Here is a 14,854-nt window from a genome sequence, read left to right on the forward strand (position 1 = left end):
AGCAGCCCCACACAGTTTTTCAGACCAACCGAGTTGCTTGGTTTTACGACTGCTGCGCAGCCGAACGGGGGCAAGCCCCCTCGCCACAGTGTTGATGTGTTCTTACTTTTTCATTACGCCGGTAAACAGTTCTGAATCGAGGAAGTGTTGGAGCCACGCCTGCAACCGCAGGAAAGGCGTCTGCCCGAACCAGTCCCGATCCACGTGCGCGAACTGCCGCACAAACGGGATCAACGCGACATCTGCCAAGCTTAGGCGCCCGGCGAGCAAGTAGTCTCGGCCCTCTAGCAATTCATCCAGCTTACGCAAGAACACCTCACCCTCAGCCCGATAATGTTCCATCGGTTGCTCGGGATAGCGTTCGGCGTACTTGTAGTGATTCAAATGCACCTTGAACACCTGATCGTTTTCTTCGATCAGTTCAGCAATGCGTTGCTGCCCGGCGGGGTCATCCTTGAGCAACCAATCCTCAGGATCGTTCTGCGCCAACGCCCAGTGCATGATCGCAAGACTCTCATCAATCACCCGACCATCAACCTCCAGCACCGGCACCGTGCCCTTGCTCGACAGCGCGAGCATCTCGGCCGGTTTTGCCTTCAGGCTGACCTCGACAATCTGCACTTCAACCCCGCAATAACGCAGCGCCATGCGAGCACGCATGGCGTAGGGGCAGCGGCGGAAGGAATAGAGCGTGGTCATTTCACCTCCAGGGTGCTCAGGCCATTGCCCTGACGGCGGACCTGAATCTGCACCGGAATCCGCTCATGCATTTCCTGTACGTGTGAGATCACCGCGACCTTGCGGCCCTGCGCCTGCAAGCCGTCGAGGGCGTCCATGGCCAGTTGCAGGGATTCCGGATCGAGGCTGCCGAAGCCTTCGTCGATGAACAGCGATTCGATTTTCAGTGTGCTCGACGCCATCGACGCCAAGCCGAGCGCCAATGCCAATGACACCAGGAACGTTTCGCCGCCGGACAACGAATGCACCGAGCGCAGTTCGTCGCCCATCTCTGTGTCCATTACCAGCAAGCCGAGCATGCTGCCACCGCGTTTCAGGCGATAGCGCCGCACCAGTTGCCGCAACTGCACGTTAGCGTGATGCACCAACAGGTCGAGGTTGTAGGCCTGGGCGATCTTGCGGAAGGTGTCGCCGGTGGCCGAGCCGATCAGGGCACTCAAGCGTGCCCAGCGCTGGAATTCGGTGTAGGCGTCGGCGATTTGCTGGGCCAACGCCTGATTGGCATTCTGCCGGCGCTGATCCTCGGCCTGTTCGGCGCGCAGTTCGGCGCAGCGATGTTCGCTGGCGGCGAATAGGTTTTGCAGTTCCGCGAGCGCGGTTGCCAGTTGCTCGGCGTCGAGGTTGCCGTTGTGTTGCGCTTGATGCTTGAGCAAGCGCTCATCGCGCTCCTGCAACAGCACCTTGGCTTGTTCGATGGCTTTTTCGCTGAGCTGCAATTGCTGGCGCAGTTCACTGACCTGTTGATCGTCGACACTGAGCAACGCTTCCAGTCCACCGTCATCCAGCTCCGGATGCCGCGCGCGCCAGTCAGCAATCTTGCCGCTCAGTTCGCGGTCTTCAGTTTCCAGCGCTTCGGAGCGTTCTTGCTGCGCCTTGAGTTCAGCAGCCAGTTGCACCAATCGCGTGCGCACGGCTTGCAGTTCCTGATTGGCCGCAGCCTCGGCATGGCGTGCCTGTTCGACGGCTTGATCAAGTTGCTGCTGCCACTGTTCGGCGCTGCTGTGCTCGCCGAGCAATTGCGCCAGTTTCTGCTGGCAAGCCTGTTGCTGCTCGGCCAGCACGATGAACTGCTGTTGTGCGGTTTCCAACTGTTGGACGCGATTCAGCTGTTGATACTGCTCTTTCTCCAGCGTCTGCTGGCGCTGTTGCTGTTCGCCGAGTTCGTCGCGCTGCTGGTCCAGTTGTTCCAGACGCTGGGCGATCTGCCGATCGAGCTGCATGAAGGTCGCGGCCGGCTCGTTGCGCAACGCGTCCAACGTATCGGCCGGAAGCAGCGTGCTGAACGCCGTCAGCTCTTCGTCCAGCCGCTGACGATCACTGCTTAACGCCTGCTGCTGAGTGCTCAGGTGTTGGGTCGCCTGCTGGCTAGCCGTTTCGGCGCTGCGTAGATGCTGCGCCAGGCGCGCGGCGTCCTGTTGCAGGGTGAGCAGGGCGGTCTGGCGTTGTTCGTCCTGGGTGATGCTCTGGTTCAACTGACTGTTTTGTTGCGTCAGCCAGGCATCGCGTTTGGCGACGTCCTGATTCAGCAACTGAGCCGACAGTGGATGGGCTTCGAGGCTTGGCGCCAAGCTTTGTTGCTGGGTTGCGAGCTGTTCCTGCTGTTGCAGCAGTTCTTTTTGCTGGGCGATCAAGCCGCCGACTTCGGTGCGCAGATCGGTGAGTTTTTCCTTCAGCAGGTCGACGGCTTTCTGTGCGTTGGTCAGTTCACTTTCATCATGCCGGCCGAGGCTTTGCAGTAACGCTTCGGGCTGATGATAAGGATGATCCGGGCTGCCACAAACCGGGCACGGCTGATCGTCCTGCAACTGCGCGCGCAGTTCCTCGACGCTTTCGCTGAGGGCCAGGCGTTGGCGCTCCAGCAGTTCGCGAGTGACGGTCAGGGTCTGCTCGGCGACGGTCAGTTCAGCCTTGGTTTTCACCCCGTCCTGCGTCAGGCGCTCGCGTTCTTGCTGGGCGGCGAGCTGGCGCTGTTGAAGCTCGGCGCCGCGCTTGTCCAGTTCCTGCTGACTGGCCCACAGACGCGTCAGTTCTTCGAAGGCGCGCAGTTGCTTGCGGTTGTCCTGTAGCAGCGTGCTCAACAACTGGATCTGCTCGGCCACGGCTTCAGGTTCGGCGCCGGCCTCTTTGTAGAGCACTTCCAGATTCTGCTTTTGCTCGGCCAGTTCTTCGGCGGCGCGGGTGGCACTATGTTCAAGGGCGGCCAGTTCGGCCTGGCCTTTGTTCAGGCGATTGCCGATCAGCATCAGTTGTTGCAGACGATCGCGGTAAGCGTTCCAGGCCTCACTCAACGGCGCCAGGTGAACGCTTTGCTCAAGCTCCCCGGCGATGCGTTGTAAGCGTTCAGCAACTTGTTTTTGCTGGTCGAGCAAACCTTGAATGGTGCTCTGACCCTGAGTGCAGGCCAGTTCGGCCTGTTGCTTGAGGTCGGCGCTCAGGCTCGCATCTTTCGCCAGACGGGCGAGGGTGCTTTGCTCTTCAAAGGCCTGACGCAGCAACGGCGCACCGGCACTGTGCTGGTTTTGCGCGTCAGTCAACGCGACGTGGGCGCCACTCAGGCTCTGTTCGAGTTGAGTCTGGCGCTCGGTCAGTTCCTGTTGCTGTTGCGTGTGCTGCTGAATCTGCGCCGCCAGCGGCGTGAGCTGCGCGGTGAGTTCAGTTTTGCGCGCAAATTGATGCCGCTGCGGCGCCAGTTGCTCCAGGCGCGTCAGCTTCAGCCGTTCGCCGGCCAGACTCTCCCAGTGTTGCTGGGCCGATTGCAGTTGTTCGTTGGCGCTCTGTTGGTCGTCCTGCAACTGGCGCAGGTTCTTCAGCCAGGTGTGTTGCTCTTCAAGTTGCTTGAGTTGCGCTTGCTGGGTCTTGAGTTGCTGCTGGGCTTCGTTGAAGCGCTCATCGAGCTCGGCGCGCGCCTCGGGGGACAACGGCGTGACGCCGGTGGCCTGATCCTGCAACAGTTTGTGGGCCTCGCGAGCCTCTTTGGTCTTGTCGAACGCCCGGCGACCCAAGCGCGTGTAGAGCGCAGTGTCGGTGAGTTTTTCCAGTAGTTCACTGCGGTCGTTGTCGTCCGCCTTGAGAAAGGCGCTGAACTCGCTTTGGGCCAGCAGCACGGCGCGGGTGAACTGTTCGAAGTTCAGGCCCAACGCGGCTTCGAGCTGAGTCTTGTAGTCGCCTTTCTGGCTGGCCAGCAGCTGATCCTGATCGATATCGCGCAGGCTTTGGCGACTGGCTTGCAGCTTGCCGCCAGCCTTTTCCCGAGCGCGATTGGCTTCCCAGCGCGCCCGGTAGCGGCGGCCGTCGATGCCGACGAAATCCACTTCGGCATAACCTTCGCCGGTGCCACGACGCAGCAGGGTGCGCGGGTCGCCGGTGCCGATTTCGCCGTCAGCGTCCGGCACTTTGGCGTCGCGCCCAGTGTTGTTCAGGCGCGGCACGGCGCCAAACAACGCCAGGCACAAGGCGTCGAGCAAGGTGCTTTTGCCGGCGCCGGTCGGCCCGGTAATGGCGAACAGTCCAGCGCTGGCCAACGGCTCGGCGGTGAAGTCGATTTCAAAAGGCCCGGCCAGCGAGGCGAGGTTTTTCAGGCGGATCGCGAGGATCTTCATGGCTGTTCGCTCTCCATCTGCACGTCTTGCAGCAACTCGGCGAAGTCCTTGAGGGTTTGCTCATCGACCTCGCTGCCGTAGTTGTCCTGCCAGGCGCGGCTGAACAGTTCCTGAGGCGAAAGTTGATCGAGTTCGATCAGCGTGGTGCCGTCATCGGCGCCATCTTTACCGCCGTTGCCGGCGTACTCGGCGGCGATCCGCACCAGTCGTACAGCCTTGCCTTGCAGGGCGGTTTCGACTTGATGACGCAGATCCGGTTGCGGCTCGTCGAGGCGCACCCGCACTTCCAGCCACGGCTGGCGCTGGAGGTCTTCCAGCAGATCAATGTTTGGCAAGTCGGCCAGTTGCAGGAGGATTTCCGCCAATGGCGCAGGGCCGACGCGTTGCAGATTGACCGCCCGCGGGATCAGTTTCGGTTCGACGCTGACCAGGGTCTCGCCATCGAGGGTGATATCGAGAATCTGATGCTGATAGTTGATCTCGGAGAACGACAACGGAATCGGCGAGCCGCTGTAGCGAATGCGTTCCTCACCGTTGACCTTCTGCGGCTTGTGCAAGTGACCGAGGGCCACATAGCTGATGCTTGGCCCGAACAGGCTGGCGGGCAGCGCTTCGGCGTTGCCGATAATCAGGCTGCGCTCGGAGTCTTCCGACACCGAACCGCCCGCCATGTGCGCGTGGCTGATGGCGATCAAGGCCTGACCTGGCTTGCGCTTGGCGTTCGCCGCTTCGATCAGCCATTCATGCACCTGGCCAATACCGCGCAAGTAGTTGTCGCCCAAATGCGCGCCGGTCACTTCGGCAGGCCGCAGGAACGGCAGCGCGAGGCACCAACCGGCAATCTCGCCAGTAGCGTCGGGCAGCGGTAGCAGCAGGCGTTCGGCGTCGAGTTGGCCGTCATCAAGCCACAACACCCGGCCGAGCGCGTGGGTGCGCAAACGGCGCATCAACGGCGCGGGCAGTTCAATCCGCGAACCGGAGTCATGGTTGCCGGCGATCATCACGATCGTCAGTAACGGCTGCTGCTCATGGGCGCTGACGATAAAGTCGTAGAGGCGTTCCTGGGCGGTGACCGGCGGGTTAACCGTGTCAAAGATATCGCCGGCAATCAGCAGCACGTCGGGCTGGTCCAGCTTTAGCTGGCGCAACAGCCACTCGAGGAAACAACCGTGCTCGAAATCGCGGTCCTGGCCGTGCAGGTTCTGCCCAAGGTGCCAGTCGGAGGTGTGGAACAGACGCAAGGCGTACTCCGTAGGAAATAAGGTGATGGCCGCGTGGGAAAGGATGGCGGCTAAAGGGCAGAGAGTTTACTGGCAAATACGAGGGATGGTGCGACGGATCTGACCGAATTCACCTGTAGCCAGAAGGCTTGCCTGTGGCTACGAGGCTTACCTGTGGCGAGGGGGCTTGCCCCCGTTGGGGCGCGAAGCGGCCCCCTGCGATCAGCCTGATAAAACGAATTGCCTGGTCGGGCGACTGCTGCGCAGCCGAACGGGGGCAAGCCCCCTCGCCACAAAAAGTCGCTTTACCCGCTAACTTTGCAGCCGGTGTTCAATCGCTGCACTTCAGCAAAAATCTCGGTAATCGGCCGCCTCGGTTGGCGTTTATGCAGTTGCCGGACCTGTTCGCTCATCCGCACCAGTTCTTCACTCGGCTTCGCCCATTGCTCCTTCGGCAGCGGCTCGGACCATTTCTGCGTCACTTCCGGCATGGCCTGCGGGCCCAGTTTCTGGAGGCGGCGGACTTCCCATTCGGTCAGGTAGTTGGGGATCGTCCATAGGGTCATGACGTGGTACAGGTACCAGAAAAAGCCTGAGAGTCGGTTGCGTTCGCCGTCGCGAATCTCCTGATGCATGCGCGCTCGGGCGTTGTGGAAGGTGTGTAAGCCTTCGTGGGGCGGGTCGTCGGGGAGTTGCAGGTCTTCGAGGTCCTGGATGGCTTTGAGGTCGTTGACTTCGTATTCCATGTAGCCGCGGATGGCTTCCCAGTGACTGATGGCGAGGGGTAGACCAAAGCAGGGGAATTCAACGCTGGTGAGGGTTTCTCCGTGCTGGAAACCAATGCCCATGCCGTATTGGGTCGCGCCTTGGGCTTCGATGACCCAGGCGGAGAGGGATTCCCAGGGGACGAAGACCGGTTCGGTGGCGCCTTCGGGGTTGAAGCAGACTTCGCGGCGTTGGCGGTTGAAGCGGGTGGGGATGATATGGAGGCGTTTTTTGTGGTTGTGGTGCCAGACCGCTAGGCCGATGAGTAATGAAATAAAAGCAGCTAAGAGTCCAACCTCTGACGCTGCATAAAAAACATCCACCGTAAACTCCCACGAGTACAGCCATTCGTACCCTGAGATGAGACCAAAACAAAAACAAAACAACGGAAATAGAAAAATGAACATACAGGTCCCACTGAATGGCAAACCTAATATGACCTGCCATGAAAATATCTGCGGCCATCCCAGCCCGAAGTCCATGTACACATCATTTAGCTCCCCAATGTGAGGGCCATGCGGTGGCATCGGTGTCGGCAACGGCAAAGGCGCGAGATAAGTGATTTTTCCGCTTGGAAATGGCTCAACATCACCAGCCTTTCTCTGATGTTTGAGTTGAGGATCAGGCATGGCGCTATCAATCTTTATGGGCATGATCAGCCAGCTCTAACAAATGGGTTTCAACCAGCAACTTCGGTGGACGCTCGGCGACGGATTGAGCAGGCAGCGCAGGGAAAAGGCCCTCGCTACGAGGGTTGAGGCGAATGACGTAAATGCGAGAAATCCACTCGCCGTTGGCGTTCAAGGTCTGCACGTAGTCACCCAGACAGAACATTTCATGCACGTCGTTTGTCCGTCGGATTCAACCGCCGCACTTCAGCAAAAATCTCGGTAATCGGCCGCCTCGGTTGGCGTTTATGCAGTTGCCGGACCTGTTCGCTCATCCGCACCAGTTCTTCACTCGGCTTCGCCCATTGCTCCTTCGGCAGCGGCTCGGACCATTTCTGCATCACTTCCGGCATGGCCTGTGGGCCCAGTTTCTGGAGGCGGCGCACTTCCCATTCGGTCAGATAGTTGGGAATCGTCCATAGGGTCATGACGTGGTACAGGTACCAGAAAAACCCCGAGAGCCGGTTGCGTTCGCCGTCGCGAATCTCCTGATGCATACGCGCACGGGCGTTGTGGAAGGTGTGCAGGCCTTCGTGGGGTGGGTCGTCGGGGAGTTGTAGGTCTTCGAGGTCCTGGATGGATTTTAGGTCGTTGACTTCGTATTCCATGTAGCCGCGGATGGCTTCCCAGTGGCTGATGGCGAGGGGGAGGCCGAAGCAGGGGAATTCGACGCTGGTCAGGGTTTCGCCGTGCTGGAAACCAATGCCCATGCCGTATTGGCGGTGGATGCCGTATTGGGTGGCGCCTTGGGCTTCGATGACCCAGGCGGAGAGGGATTCCCAGGGGACGAAGACGGGTTCGGTGGCGCCTTCGGGGTTAAAGCAGACTTCGCGGCGTTGTCGGTTGAAGCGGGTGGGGATGATATGGAGGCGTTTTTTGTGGTTGTGGTGCCAGACGGCTAGGCCGATCGCCAGCATCGAAAACCCGGTTACTAGGCCATATCCATAAGTTGCGAAAAATAAATCAATGACAAATTCCCATACGTATGCGAAGTCATATCCGAACATGAGGCCCATGCAGCCAATTGCTGGGGGGATTAGGAAAGTAATCATGAAGGCAACACTAAACGGCCCCCCCAATATCACTTGCCATGAAAATACTTGAGGTAATCCCAACCCGAAGTCCATGTGCACCCCATTTAACTCACCAATGTGAGGACCGTAAGGTGGTAGCGGTGTCGGCAATGGCAGAGGTGCGAGATAAGTAATCCTCCCTCCAGGAGAAGGCTCGACATCGCCAGCCTTTCTTTGCTGTTCGAGGCGCGGGGCAGGCATGACGCTATCAATCTTGCTGGGCATGGTCTACTAGCTCCAACAAATGGGTTTGAACCAGCAGCACCGGTGGATGCCCAGTGACGGATTGAGGGGGTGACACGGGGAAATGGCCCTCACTGCGTGGATTGAGGCGAATGATGCAGGTACGGGAAACCCACTCGCCATTGCCGTTCAAGTTCTGAACGCAGACGGCCAGTTCCAGCGTTTCGGACGCCGGAGTAAATTCGGCTTCAGGATCCAACGGATATTGGAGACATAGCACCAGTCCATTTGGTCCTGTTTGCACAATGCGCAGACTGTTCACTAGTTCATCGCTGATGATGCTCTTGCGTTCCTGAGGCCCGCCACGATTGTGGAGCGGGACTGATACACGCCAAGCGCCGATGCCCAGACGATGAGTCGGTTGACCACTTAGGGGCGGTTGAAAGTTATTGAGTTCGAGCCCTGGCAACACCAGGTGGATGTCCTTGGGCTTCGCCTTTAACAATAATTTTTTCAGCCAAGAGTCATGCTCGTTTGGGCCAAGTTGCGCGTAAGGAGCGTGAAGTAAGCGGGCCAGATTGAGCTTATATTCATCCAGCGGATGATCGCCACGTGCATCAGTATCCAAGCTCCATGGCGTGGTTTTGAGCCATTTGTCGTGAGCGCTAATGTTGTAACGGTTGAAGAGCCATGTGCCACCCAGCTCCAGCACGGTGAACAATGCACCGGCCAAGTTGAACCGGAAGAACACCGTGGATAGTCTAGTCCCCGCGGCGGCCCAGGCGACTTTTCGTGCCTCGCCCCTCCTTGCCGTCAAGACTTTAAAGGTGTCGTAGAAGGTATGACTCAGGCCGTAGGCATTAACGGTTGTCATACCGCCGGCCCCTAATGTGGCAAGCGCCGCACTGTTCTGTGCGGAGTGATTTCCGCTGCGTGTAGCTTGCTGCCAATTCTCGATTTGGGTATTCAGACTGACTATTGAAGATGCAAAGCCGAAGCCGTAAGTCAAAACACCCAGACCGATATGCATCTTTCCCATTTGCACATGAACATTCCGTAATGCGTGATTTTGAAGTCCAGCAACAAGCTCCGCGCTTCGAGCCTTCAGAGCGGTGTCTGCCAAACTTTGAGCTGCAGTGAACCCAGCAGCCCCAGTCGCAAAACTCGCATTAATCAACGGCCCCAACTTCCGCTTATCCCGCGATTGGCTAAACGTCTCCTTCATGACCGAAACCAAATTCACCCCCTGCACCAAAAACACCAACAACCCCATCCCTTCACTCCGAATCAACCCCGAATTCGGCACCGCCCCAACCCCCATCCGAATATTCCTCAACAACCCCCGCACTTCCTGCTGCTGCGCCGGCGGAAACACCACCGTCACCCCCGCCCGAGCCTGCGTTGCGCCGTAAAGTCGCGCCGACTGATCAGGCAACTCCGCAATCGGGCTCAGCGCCCCCGCCAACTGCCCCTCAAGCTGCGCCAACTGCCCTCGCACCCGAGCAATCTCACCCTGCAACTCCACCGCCCGTGGCGTCTTATGCCCCTGGCGGTTTTTGTTGTGGGTGAGTTGGTTGCGTTCACGGGTCAGGGTTTTGAGGTAGTCGCGTTCCCTGAGCAGTTCCTTGAGGTTGGTTTGCAGTGCCGCCTGTTCCGCTGGGGTGGCGACGGTGAAGGTCACGCCGGTGGTTTTCGCGGCATCGAGTAGCCGGGTGTGCAGCGCTTTTGGCAGGCGCTGGAACAGCTCGTCGAGGTCGGGGATTTTGTCTCCCGTCAGGTCGAAGCCTTCCAGCGCCTGGCTCAGGCCCAGGTTCAGCGCCGGGCTGAGACTGTGCTGGGCGGCGTCAGCGACGGCGCGGGTGTGCTCGGGCAAATCGTCGAGGGCAGGGAGGTGCGGTTGTTCGATTTTCTTTAGTTCGGCCAGCCAGCTTGGCAGGTTGTTGAACAGGGCCATGCCGGCGTTGAACAGCGTGCTGTACTGCGCGGCCTGTTCCTGCTGAAGGCGCAAGGGCAGGGTGTAGAACAATGGCCGGGTCAATTCCGGGTGTTTTTCCAGATAGCCCAGTATTTTCTTGCTCGCGTGATCACTGCGGCAGATGTCTTTGATGCAGGCGTATTCGGCGCTGAAGGCCTGACCCAGTTGCGCTGGCTCGTGCGCGTCGTAGTACCAGGCCGAACGGTGGTAGCGCCCGGCACACACCAGCATCGTGCGGTCGGCGGTGATGCGCTCAAGCACGCGGTTCCAGCGGCCGAGGTCGGCGCGGTACTGAAACAGTTCGTTGTCCATGGTGGGGCGGTCGATGAAGTCGTTGATCCCGCGTTTGCCGCTGAAACGGGAGCCTTCGACCAGCTCCTTGATGCGTTTGTTTTGCTCCCTGCCGAGTTTGATCAGTGTGTCGAGGTGGCGTTCGACGAAGTCAGCAGGGGCCACTGCAAAGTGTTGGCGGGCGTAGTAACGGCGATCTGCATCATCACTGGCGCGGCTATGCGCAGTGAAATCGGGGCTGGCGCCTTGGTACTTGGCCATCTCGAACGCTTCGGCGTGGGCCTGCTTGCGTAGTTGCTCCAGATCCGGTGTCACCGGGGCATCCTGTGGTTCGACTTTGCCGCCCTTGTTCAGGTAGTCGAGCAAGGCTTTGCGAGTCTGTTCCCGGTCGGGTTCGGGCACCTGTTCCAGATCGCCCAGCAGGGCCTTGACCCTCGGGTCATCGCTGGCCTCGGACAATTTTTCGATATCCGCCGGGCTGAGCTGGCTCAGCGACTCGATGTAGCAGGCCAGCAAGTAATTACGCTCGTTGTGACCGGCATTGGTCCAGTCGTCGACCCAACCGACCACACGGTCTTGATACTCGGCCAGGTCGCGCAACACGCCGAGGTCATCCTGCACCACGAGAAACAAAGTGTCGTCCTGATAGGGCGCGCGCACCTGACCCAGAAACTCGCCAATGTGCGCCTCGCGAAAGCGTCGAGGCTGTTCCCACAGATAGGGTTCGCGTTCGTGCTCGGGGGCGTCGCTGACTTGCACCGTCGGCAAAAGAACCGCGTCCGTCGGCGACCCTTTTTCCGGCTCAGTGTTCTCTTGAGCAGCTTGCGGTTTTTGATTCGCAACCTCCGCCAACCACTGCTTGCCTTGCTCGACCGTCAGCAGATGCTCACCACCGCTTTTGCAATCCACCGCGCCGAGTGCGACGACCTGCATGAAGTGTTCGCGCTCCTCACGGCTGTCGGTCACCTGAGTGCATTTGGCGGCGGTCCACTGCACCTCGGCGAAGCTCACATGCAAAGTGCTGCGCCTCGAAAACACCAATGCCGGCTGCTCCTCAATGGGTGATCGCTGATCGCTGGCGACCTTGGCACCCTTGTGCACCAGGGCGCTGACCAATCCATTGATGACACGGTATTCGTGCAGGTGGCCGGTGACGCTATCGATCACGTACAACCAGCCATCGCGCAACAGGCGAATGCCCAGCGGGCGGTTTTCAAGGGCGTAAGGCAGCTTCAACTCGGCGCGAGGATCGAAGGGTTTTTCCACCAGGCCATAGCGCAACGGCAGGAGCTGTACCTGGGCTTGCTGCAAAGGGCAGGCACCGGGCGAGCCAATGGCGGTTTTGGGCGCCGCAGCGGCGGCGAGGTTAGCGGGTGAGTTCATGGGCGGCCCCGTTGGATGGCCCACTGGTGGGCGAGGTCAGCGGCCAGCGCAATGCGCTCGCCGGGCGATTGCAGCGACGGCGTGTGCAGCAGTCGATTGATGTGTGGGTGCTGATCGAGCGGTGAGCCGTCCAACGAGGCCATGACGTTGGCGTAATAGAACAACTCGGATTGGCTGCTCAAGCCGAGGGCGTGGGCCTCCTCGAAGCGTTGTTCGAGCATTGGCCAGCGCAGGGCAACGGTTTGACCGGCCTGGTGTTCAGGGAAAAAGCGGCATAGATGCGTGTCGAGTTCCAGCAATGCACGGCGCCGATCCACCTGTTCCAGCGCTGCCTCTTGCTCAAGGCTCAAACGGTAGGGCATCGGCAGTTCAGAGCAACCGGTCAGGCGTGGCTGATGGCGATGCCAGTTGGCGCTGACGCAGTCGGCAATCACGGCACAAGAAACCGGGCCAAACAAGCGCTGATCGCCGCTGCTGAGCAAGCCGTGCAGCACGCCGGCATCGGCCAGGCGCAGGAACACCTGCTGACCCTGCGACAGCTCGACTGTCAGCAATTTGCGCAAGTGGCGGACAACGCTATCCGTCGACTCCGGGCTGAACAGCAACACGCCCCATTCCTCGTGTGCGTGCTCCAGATAGAACTGAAAAATTGGCGCCGCAGGCTGCTCGATCATCACTAACAGCGGTGAAATATCCCGCAGCTCGGTGAAGGGCGGGCAGTCGTACAGCGCAAGGGTGTTTGCGCCGGGACTCAATTGTTTCAAGCGTTGCGGTAGATCGCTGAGGGTCGCGCCATCCAGCAACACAAACGCCTGTTGCTCGCCCCAGGGCAGGTCTGCCGGGAGTGAAGTTGAGAGGCTCATGCTCGGGCCGCCTCGCAAATCAGGCAGCGTGAGCTGCGGTTTGACACCAGGGCATGGCGTTGCCGCGCTGCATCGAAGGTCACCTTGCGCAGCGACAATGCACCCGGCATCAGCGGCACTGCCGGCATGCCCACGGCCGGAGCGCCGCCCGGTACAATCGCCACGCTGCTGAGAATGCCTTCCGGTCCCAGCGTCAGCCAATGACCGCCAGCCTTGACCGTCAGGTGGGCTCCACCATCGAGTACAACCTGTTGCCCGGCGCTGAGGTGGATATGCTGCGAGGCGCTGAGTCGCTGATTGTTGACGCGAATGTGTTGCTCGCCCAGCACCAGCAGGTGATCGTCCTGTTTGAGTTCGGTGAGGCGGTTGCCGTGAATGCACAGTTGTTCTTCTGCGCGCAGGTCGTGGCTGGCGATGCCGCCGACCACGACGGTGCGTTGGTTGTCGACCTGAATGCGTTCATCGTTGAGCACGAGCTGTACGAAATCGCGCTGGGCTCGCAGGGCTATTTCCTCTGAGCCGGCTCTGTCCTCGATGCGCAACTCGTTGTAACCGCCGCCGCCGGGGCTGCTCTGGCTGCGAAAGATGCTTTGCGTCTGTTCGGCGGGCAGGTCCAGCGGCACGGGTGTCGCCGCGTTAGGCAAGCAGCCCAGCACAAAAGGTTTGTCGGGATCGCCCTCGCTGAAGCCCACCAGCACTTCCATGCCTACTCGCGGGATCAGCACGCTGCCATAGCGGTCATTTGCCCAACCGGCGGCAACTCGTAGCCAACAGCTTGAGTGTTCGTTGTGCTGACCGTCGCGATCCCACGGCAGTTGGACCTTCACCCGGCCGTACTCGTCGCAGTAGATTTCTTCACCGGGTGGTCCGGTGACCACTGCATGTTGATTGCCGGTCATTCGGGGTTTTGGGTGTTCAAGGGCCGGTCGGTACATCACGTCCCATGGTGTCGCGACGAACTGATTGCGGTAACCCTGGCTGAAGCCGTCATCAGGGTTAACGTGCGTTATTGACTCTTCCAGCACCTGAGGTTGTTTGCCGACGTGCTCAATCTCGATCAGCAACCACAAACCATTCCAGTCGCCGCGTGGGTGTTCGGTCATGTCAACGAAATGCCCGCTGCGCATGACGCTTTGATCACCGCGCCCACGGGCTTGCCGGTAATCGGCGCGATGGCGCTCCAGAGCCCGCCTGGCCAGATGCTTGCCGCGTTCACGCTCGGTGAATTGCCCTGGGAAGGCGTAGTCCTCCAACAGGGGCAACTGTGAACTCTTGCTTTCGCTATCGAGTTGCAGGCGCGGTTTTTCGAAGTCGTAATCCCGGCGGCTGACATGGGTGGTACGGGTTTCAAGGCTTATATGGAAGCGATCAATTACCGAAGCTTCGGCAACCATGCCGCTACCCTGAACATATGCCGTCGGGCTCTTGGGTTTCGGGAACACCGTCTGGTCATCGCCGAACACCAGCAAATGCCCTGAGGCACTGTGCTGAAAATGAAAGTGCAGACCTTCTTCCTCGCACAGCCGTTGAATGAAGTGCAGATCTGACTCGGTGTATTGCACGCAGTAGAGTCGTGGCCGGTACTCTGCGTTGAGTTGGAAGCGCCAGGTATCCGCTTGGATTCCGTGATCGGCCAGTACTTTGCCGATGATCTGCGGCACGCTCAGGTGCTGAAAAATGCGCTGATTGTGGCGGTGAGCAAGATAGGCGAGACGGGGAACCAGAGTGATCTGATAGTGGGTCAGGCGTTTGCCCGAGTCGCCTTGGGCGACTCGATAGACATAGCCATGAAGGCCGGAATTGTCGGGGCCAAACGTCAGAAAGGCCGGGCGATGCAGCAGCGACTCAAGTTCCAGGTCGGGGCGTTCGCTGACCAGTTCGAGGTTGACCTCATAAGGTTGGTTCAGCGCTTCCTTGGCCCGGAACTCAAGTACCTGAAGGTCGTAGGGGAAACCTGCAATATCGAGTCTGAAAACGACTTCGTTGGCCGTACTGAACATCCGCGCATCCCTGTGGCTTTTTAAGGCACGGGACTTTGCGTGAATCTACGGGTTGGCGCAGTCAGTCGAGTCGATAATTACTGTAGGACTTGTCCG

The 14,854-nt window shown here is 59.6% G+C and carries 9 protein-coding genes; all 9 read right to left on the reverse strand.

The genetic code is table 11. The features are described from left to right. Positions 1-102: 102 nt before the first annotated feature. Complete coding sequence (locus AC1MEW_RS17700) at positions 103-699, reverse strand: glutathione S-transferase (RefSeq protein ID WP_480423027.1); 597 nt, start codon at positions 697-699, stop codon at positions 103-105. Continuing rightward, positions 696-4,337, reverse strand: a complete 3,642-nt coding sequence (locus AC1MEW_RS17705) for an AAA family ATPase (RefSeq protein WP_480423029.1) — start codon at positions 4,335-4,337, stop codon at positions 696-698. Before AC1MEW_RS17705 ends, AC1MEW_RS17700 begins: the two co-directional genes overlap by 4 nt. Continuing rightward, the gene (locus tag AC1MEW_RS17710) at positions 4,334-5,578 is read right to left on the reverse strand and encodes an exonuclease SbcCD subunit D C-terminal domain-containing protein (protein WP_480423030.1); all 1,245 of its coding nucleotides are present in this window, start codon (positions 5,576-5,578) and stop codon (positions 4,334-4,336) included. Before AC1MEW_RS17710 ends, AC1MEW_RS17705 begins: the two co-directional genes overlap by 4 nt. Positions 5,579-5,862: 284 nt before the next feature. After that, positions 5,863-6,951, reverse strand: coding sequence for a hypothetical protein (locus AC1MEW_RS17715; RefSeq protein WP_480423031.1), 1,089 nt, complete (start codon positions 6,949-6,951; stop codon positions 5,863-5,865). Positions 6,952-6,958: 7 nt separating this feature from the next. Beyond that, positions 6,959-7,165, reverse strand: a complete 207-nt coding sequence (locus AC1MEW_RS17720) for a hypothetical protein (RefSeq protein ID WP_480423032.1) — start codon at positions 7,163-7,165, stop codon at positions 6,959-6,961. Next, entirely contained in the window at positions 7,158-8,288 is a 1,131-nt protein-coding gene (locus AC1MEW_RS17725) for a hypothetical protein (protein ID WP_480423033.1), read from the reverse strand. Before AC1MEW_RS17725 ends, AC1MEW_RS17720 begins: the two co-directional genes overlap by 8 nt. After that, positions 8,272-11,895, reverse strand: coding sequence for a toxin VasX (locus AC1MEW_RS17730; RefSeq protein ID WP_480423034.1), 3,624 nt, complete (start codon positions 11,893-11,895; stop codon positions 8,272-8,274). Before AC1MEW_RS17730 ends, AC1MEW_RS17725 begins: the two co-directional genes overlap by 17 nt. Next, positions 11,892-12,758: a DUF4123 domain-containing protein gene (locus AC1MEW_RS17735; RefSeq protein ID WP_480423035.1), complete on the reverse strand. Its 867-nt coding sequence runs from the start codon at positions 12,756-12,758 to the stop codon at positions 11,892-11,894. The genes AC1MEW_RS17730 and AC1MEW_RS17735 overlap by 4 nt, the downstream gene beginning before the upstream one ends. After that, on the reverse strand, positions 12,755-14,758 hold the full coding sequence (locus tag AC1MEW_RS17740) for a type VI secretion system Vgr family protein (RefSeq protein WP_480423036.1): 2,004 nt from the start codon (positions 14,756-14,758) through the stop codon (positions 12,755-12,757). Before AC1MEW_RS17740 ends, AC1MEW_RS17735 begins: the two co-directional genes overlap by 4 nt. Positions 14,759-14,854: the final 96 nt, after the last annotated feature.

The sequence above is a fragment of the Pseudomonas sp. ASL4 genome (genome assembly GCF_056680395.1).

What these genes read in the sequence shown, in the direction of transcription:
- AC1MEW_RS17725 (WP_480423033.1), bottom strand. Translation starts at nt 8,288, where the DNA reads ATGCCCAGCAAGATTGATAGCGTCATGCCTGCCCCGCGCCTCGAACAG.
- AC1MEW_RS17715 (WP_480423031.1), bottom strand. Translation starts at nt 6,951, where the DNA reads ATGCCTGATCCTCAACTCAAACATCAGAGAAAGGCTGGTGATGTTGAG.
- AC1MEW_RS17700 (WP_480423027.1), bottom strand. Translation starts at nt 699, where the DNA reads ATGACCACGCTCTATTCCTTCCGCCGCTGCCCCTACGCCATGCGTGCT.
- AC1MEW_RS17705 (WP_480423029.1), bottom strand. Translation starts at nt 4,337, where the DNA reads ATGAAGATCCTCGCGATCCGCCTGAAAAACCTCGCCTCGCTGGCCGGG.
- AC1MEW_RS17735 (WP_480423035.1), bottom strand. Translation starts at nt 12,758, where the DNA reads ATGAGCCTCTCAACTTCACTCCCGGCAGACCTGCCCTGGGGCGAGCAA.
- AC1MEW_RS17730 (WP_480423034.1), bottom strand. Translation starts at nt 11,895, where the DNA reads ATGAACTCACCCGCTAACCTCGCCGCCGCTGCGGCGCCCAAAACCGCC.
- AC1MEW_RS17740 (WP_480423036.1), bottom strand. Translation starts at nt 14,758, where the DNA reads ATGTTCAGTACGGCCAACGAAGTCGTTTTCAGACTCGATATTGCAGGT.